2 protein-coding genes are annotated in these 1,032 nt (G+C 32.9%); both read right to left on the bottom strand.

All coding sequences use genetic code 11. The features are described from left to right. Positions 1-49 precede the first annotated feature (49 nt). Positions 50-601: a hypothetical protein gene (locus tag COX95_02670; protein PIZ85894.1), complete on the bottom strand. Its 552-nt coding sequence runs from the start codon at positions 599-601 to the stop codon at positions 50-52. Positions 602-627: 26 nt separating this feature from the next. Further along, positions 628-1,020, bottom strand: a complete 393-nt coding sequence (locus COX95_02665) for a hypothetical protein (GenBank protein PIZ85893.1) — start codon at positions 1,018-1,020, stop codon at positions 628-630. Between the last annotated feature and the right edge of the window lie 12 nt (positions 1,021-1,032).

Raw genomic sequence — 1,032 nt, 5'->3', positions numbered from 1 at the left:
ACAGTCGAATTAGTCGAAGGATTTTTGAAAGAAATCAAATAATTTCTAACTAGTGTAAACCATCTGTTGTATAAAAAATACCTTCTCCCCCAGAAGGTTCAAAGATCTCAAACGTATAAGGAACTGCTAATAATACTTCTTTTATGCGATCAAATGCGTGATCTCGGCATAAATAAATTCCAAAAGACTGCTTAAGCAATGCAGATGAAATCATTTTATCTTCATAAGTTTCTTGCTCAGTTAAAAAAACATTCCATGCCTTTTGACCACAAACAGAGCAATTATTTACATAAATATTTTTTAAGAATTCTAATAGATGATCAGAAGCTTGATTCTGTTCATTAGTCCCTCTAGTAAATTTATCACTAGAAAGAAATGTATAACCAATGGCGGTTTTTTCATCATAAAAAGGCATACAAACAATACTATGATGTGGGTAATCGTTGAATGATTGCTGAAATTTTTCGACTAAATGCTGCCTACAAAGATTAATTTCTTCTCCCTGAGAAGTCATATAGTAATTAGGATTTTCTTTGCTGCATAATTTACATACCTTTGGTTTAATGCCTACTATTTTTTTGAATGAATCGAAAAAAACCATTATTTCTCCTTATTAATTATACATATTTATAATAAATCATCTTCTATCAGTTTAGGAATCAGTATCTCTTCTATCATATAAAAAAGCCTGGGAGATTTTTTATCGAAATGGCTTCTTGAATACCACATATAGCTAGAAACTTCATGGTCTGGGATTAAGCTACCTTCATAATCAGCCAAAAAACAAACAACCTCCATCGGCTTACCGGTTTCTAGCTTATAGCCTTGGTAGGTAAAATATTCTTTTATATTTTTTGGCATCACCCTAAGCTCTTCTCTCAGTTCTCTGGATAATGCTTGTTTCGAAGACTCACTCTTATCAATCATGCCTCCGGGCGTCCAATAAAAATCGGCTTCTGGACCGGTAACCATAAGCACCTTTTTATCGTTTAATATTATTGCGGCAACCCTTTTAAGCATTAGCTACTTTTG

This window comes from bacterium CG_4_10_14_0_2_um_filter_33_32, from assembly GCA_002792735.1.
In the GTDB taxonomy this organism is placed as follows: Bacteria; Patescibacteriota; CPR2_A; order CG2-30-33-46; family CG2-30-33-46; genus CG2-30-33-46.
Note: the sequence above shows the minus strand (reverse complement) of the source record. Positions and strands in the feature narration are given on the sequence as shown.